3 protein-coding genes and 1 pseudogene are annotated in these 4,541 nt (G+C 65.5%); 2 read left to right on the top strand and 2 right to left on the bottom strand.

All coding sequences use genetic code 11. The features are described 5' to 3' along the window. A pseudogene (locus EOA27_RS23625) lies at positions 1-215 on the top strand (hypothetical protein); the annotation flags it as partial. After that, positions 212-2,374, top strand: coding sequence for a phosphatidylserine/phosphatidylglycerophosphate/cardiolipin synthase family protein (locus EOA27_RS23620; protein WP_126080701.1), 2,163 nt, complete (start codon positions 212-214; stop codon positions 2,372-2,374). The pseudogene EOA27_RS23625 and the gene EOA27_RS23620, both read left to right, overlap by 4 nt. Positions 2,375-2,530: 156 nt before the next feature. Here EOA27_RS23620 and EOA27_RS23615 read toward each other — a convergent pair whose 3' ends face one another. Together EOA27_RS23615 and EOA27_RS23610 are read right to left on the bottom strand one after the other, a co-directional pair. Next, positions 2,531-3,793 (bottom strand): D-amino acid dehydrogenase, encoded by a 1,263-nt coding sequence (locus EOA27_RS23615; RefSeq protein ID WP_126080700.1) that lies wholly within the window; start codon positions 3,791-3,793, stop codon positions 2,531-2,533. An 88-nt stretch (positions 3,794-3,881) separates the two neighbouring features. After that, on the bottom strand, positions 3,882-4,541 hold a 660-nt coding region (locus EOA27_RS23610), incomplete at its 5' end, for an alanine racemase C-terminal domain-containing protein (protein ID WP_189562095.1).

Genomic DNA, 4,541 nt, shown 5'->3' with positions numbered 1-4,541 from the left:
ACATTGCAAGACACAATCATTGCGACTGCGACGGCGAGCTGGTCGCTTCAGCGCGGAAAATTCGAGACGACAGGACGGCGCCGCGCAAGATGCGCAACGAGGCCGAACTTCTGATCGCCACCTTCGCCTTTCCCGTCTGCCGGATCTTTCCGCAAGGCTTCCTGCCGCCGCGCGACCCCGCCGAGCTCAAAGCCGTGAGCGGAGCAGCCGGATGAGCCTCGGGTCTGCCGTCGCCAAGGCATTGCTTGGACTGGCGCTGACGGTGCTGGCCGGCTGCGCCGGCATGCCCGGACATTCGGCCTGCGCCTTCTTTCCGGGCGACGACGCCTGCGACCGCCTGCCCGTCTCTGCGGACAGCACCGGCGCCGGGATCGCTACAGCGCATTATTTCGCCAGCGACGGCAACAGCGCCTACGAGAAACGGTTCCAGGCGCTGCTCGCCCAGAGCCGTCTCGATGCGCTCGACCGCGCCAACGGCACGGGCCGCTTCGTCCGCGACTGGCGCGATGTCCAGAACAGCGGCTTCCATGCGACCTATCCGGCGCTGCAAGGGTTAGCGAGGCCGCTCGACGACACGGAACTCGCGCCCACGCCAGGCAAGCCGGGCCAAGCCCATTTCGCGGGGCGCTGGCGCATGTCTCGCCAGACCCTCTATCTCGATGCCGCCGCACGGCCCTCGGCACCCAAGACCTTCAGCTTCTCCGGTCTGCAGGCGCGCTCGGTCGAGATCGTGCTGCGCCAGGCAGGCCAGCAGCCTGTCGACATCGGCGGCACCTGCAACGGCCGGCTCGCGATCCGCGCACCAGGCCGATCCATGACCGTCGCCGCGGCCGCGCCATTCCATTTGAGCCTCCCGGTCGCCGAAACCTCCGTCAGCCTGTTTCCGGACCAGGCACTGACCCGCTGCGATCTGCGCGTCGGCTCCGCCCTGGCGCCGGCGGGCGCGCCGCTGACCTTGCTGCGCGAGGAGACCGCCGATCCCTGGATCACGGCTCTGGACAGCCGCTACGACCGCTGCCCGGTGCCCGATCCGGCGGGGATGGAGGAACTCAACCGTGTCTTTTATGCGAGCCGCTGGCTGTCGCAGACCTGCGCGCTGCCGCTGGGATCGCCGACCCTGCTGCGAAAATCCCGTGACGGTTTCAACGCCAAGGTCGAAGCCCTGCTCGGCAAGAGGCTGCCGGACAGCGCTTTCGACAAAGCCGACCCAGGGCTGCCGCTCGATTTCTCCCACGCCCCGAAACTCAGGCTGATCTATCTGTCGTCGCTGGAATTCAAGGCGGATTTCTCCGGCCGCGTGATGGAGCGGCTGATCCGCCATCACGCAGCGCTCGGCACCAAGGTGCGCATCCTGGTGACCGACGTGCTCGAGCGGGAGAAGGACGACGCCATGCTCCACCGGCTGGCATCGGAGTTTCCCAATGTCGAGTTGCAGGAATATCGCTGGCAGGCCGATCACGGCGCACCGTTCGACGAGCAGATCTCACAGCTGCACAAGACCCATCACGTCAAGATGCTGGCGACACTGGCCGAAGAGCCTGGACGGTCGCGCGTCATCATCGGCGGCCGCAACATCCACGACGGTTTTCTGTTCCACCGGCCAGTCGACCTGACCCGCTATCCGGACCTTGAGCAATACGGCAAGACCGACGGCTTCTCGCTGAATTACTATTCCAACTGGAGCGACTTCGATATGGAGATCGCCGACCCGGCGACGGTCGAGACGCTGGCCGCGCATCTGTCGACCATCTGGCTGCGCGACGCCGACACCAACCTGTCGCGGCCGTTCTCCATTCCGGTCCGTTCCCGGGCGGCCCCGCGCGGCGTGGCGCGGCATTTCATTTCCGTGCCCTATGAGGATGGGCACGCGCTGGAGGCCTATTTCGTCGAGCTGATCGACAGCGCCGAGCATCGCATCGAGATCGTCAATCCCTACCTCAACCTGACGCCCGATATCGCCCGCGCCTTCGACGGGGCGCTGGCCAGGGGCGTGAAGATCGACGTCGTCGGCCGCATCGACCTCAAGGGCGATATCGGCGGCCGCTTCCTCACCGCGCTCAACAAGCTGTTCGTCGAGAAATATGGCGATCGCATCAACATCCGCGAGTTCAAGGCGCCCGACGTCGTGTTGCATTCCAAGATCATGATGATCGACGAAAGGCTGGTCGCCATCTCATCGGTCAACCTCAACAACCGCAGCTTCTTCCATGACTCGGAGAACGGCATGGTCGTGCTGGATCCGGCCTTCTATGCCAGGATGAAGCCGATCTACCAGGACTACGTTGCGCATTCACGGCCGGTCGCCACCAATGTCACGATCGGCTGGGCCTACCGCCTGCTGTTCAGCGACGCCTGGGTCCGGGAGGCGTTCTGAACGCCGCTCGACTAAGGTGTGCTGAGATTCAGGTCAGGCCGAGTCGAGAATGGCGGATTTCGAGAACCGGAGCGGAGCGTACTTAAAGTACGTGAGCACCGGAAGCGCAGAAAGCCGTCATTCGCAGACGGGTCTCACCTGAATATCAGCACACCTTTAAATAGGCTTCAGATACCGCTCTGGGCTCAGATCGCGCGCGTTGATCTCCGGGACCCGGTTGGACATGATGTCGGCCAGCACCTTGGCCGAGCCGCAGGCCATGGTCCAGCCGAGCGTGCCGTGGCCGGTGTTGAGATAGAGATTGGCGACCTCGCTCAGTCCGACCAAGGGCGGTCCGTCCGGCGTCATCGGCCGCAAGCCGCACCAGAAGCTCGCCGCCTTGAGATCGCCGCCGCCGGGGAAAAGATCGACGACCGAGTGTTCGAGCGTGCGGCGGCGCGATTCATGCAGGCGAAGATCATAGCCCGAAATCTCCGCCGTACCGCCGACGCGGATGCGGTCGCCGAGCCGGGTGATCGCCACCTTGTAGGTCTCGTCCATCACGGTCGACACCGGCGCGGCCTCGGCATTGGTGATCGGCACGGTGATCGAATAGCCCTTGACCGGATAGACCGGAATGGGTCGTCCCAGCTTGCGCATGAATTGCGCCGAATAGCTGCCCAGCGCCATCACGAAGGCGTCGGCGGATTTCCATCCGCTGTCGGTGAGCACATTGGTGAGGCGGTTCCGGTTCCTGACGACTTTCCGGATGGTCGAGCCGTATTCGAAGGTCACGCCCCGCGCCACGCAGAGCTCAGCAAGCTTGTCGGTGAACATCTTGCAATCGCCGGTCTCGTCGCCCGGAAGCCTGAGGCCGCCGACGAGTTTGTCGCGCACGGCGGCGAGCGCCGGTTCGGCGGCGACACAGCCGTCGCGGTCGAGGATCTCGTAGGGCACGCCGTATTTCTTCAGCACCTCGACGTCGCCGCCGGTGCCGTCGAGCTGCTTCTGCTTGCGGAAGAGCTGCAGCGTGCCTTTGGCCCGTTCGTCGTAGGTGATGCCGGTCGCCTCGCGCAGTGCCTTCAGCGTGTCGCGACTGTATTCGGCAAGCGGCACCATGCGCGACTTGTTGAGCGCATAGCGCCCGGCCGTGCAGTTGCGCAGCATCTTCAGCAGCCAGGTCCACATATTCGGGTCGAACGCCGGCCGCACCACCAGCGGGCCGTATTTCATCAACAGCCATTTGACGGCTTTGATCGGAACGCCCGGCCCGGCCCAGGGCGAGGCATAGCCCGGCGACACTTCGCCGGCATTGGCGAAGCTGGTTTCGAGCGCCGGCCCCGGCTGGCGATCGTAGACGGTCACTTCATGGCCGGCCTCGGTGAGGAAGTAGGCGGTGGTGACCCCGATCACGCCGCCGCCCAGCACGATGACTTTCATTCTATCTCCCTCAAGGGCCGTGCACGCGGAGGCGCTGTGGCTCGTTCATCTGTGTGCCGGATTTTGCGGCGCCCGCCAAGGGGCGTGGTCAGGCGCCGACGTAGCGGCGGTGAAAGCGCGTGCCCAGGCTGGTCAGTATCTCGTAGCCGATGGTGCCGGCGTGGCCGGCCGCGTCGTCGACGCTTTGCGAGGGGCCGATGAGCTCGACGAGGTCGCCCTCGCCGAGCCTGCCTGCCGGAAGCGCCGAAATGTCGAGGATGATCGAATCCATCGACACGCGCCCGACGAAGGGCAAACGCACGCCCTCGAACCAGGCGGCCGAGGCGGCGCGCCGGTGCCAGCCGTCGCCATAGCCCAGCGAAATGGTCGCCAGCCTGAGCGGCCCGTCCGCCTGGTGGGTGTGGCCATAGCCGATGCCTGTGCCGGCGCCGATCTCACGCGTTTGCGCCACCTTGGCTTCCAGCCTTATCACCGGCAGCATCGGATTGGCTTCGTGGGGTGTCGGGTTGACGCCGTAGAGCGCGGCTCCGGGACGGGCGAGATCGTAATGATAGGCAGGTCCGAGAAAGATGCCCGACGAGTTGGCCAGGGAGGCGGGCGCCGCGGGCAGCATCTTGCGCAATCGGTCGAATTCGTGCCGCTGCTTCTCGTTGGCCGCCTGTTGGGGCTCGTCGGCGCGGGCGAGATGGCTCATCACGAAACGGATGTCGATGCCGTCGAAGGCGCCGGCCTCGCCCGCGACCGCCTC

Source organism: Mesorhizobium sp. M2A.F.Ca.ET.037.01.1.1, assembly GCF_003998075.1.
In the GTDB taxonomy this organism is placed as follows: Bacteria; Pseudomonadota; Alphaproteobacteria; order Rhizobiales; family Rhizobiaceae; genus Mesorhizobium.
The sequence above is the reverse complement of the archived record's forward strand: the minus strand, read 5'-3'. Positions and strand labels throughout refer to the sequence as shown.

What these genes read in the sequence shown, in the direction of transcription:
- EOA27_RS23615 (WP_126080700.1), bottom strand. Translation starts at nt 3,793, where the DNA reads ATGAAAGTCATCGTGCTGGGCGGCGGCGTGATCGGGGTCACCACCGCC.
- EOA27_RS23620 (WP_126080701.1), top strand. Translation starts at nt 212, where the DNA reads ATGAGCCTCGGGTCTGCCGTCGCCAAGGCATTGCTTGGACTGGCGCTG.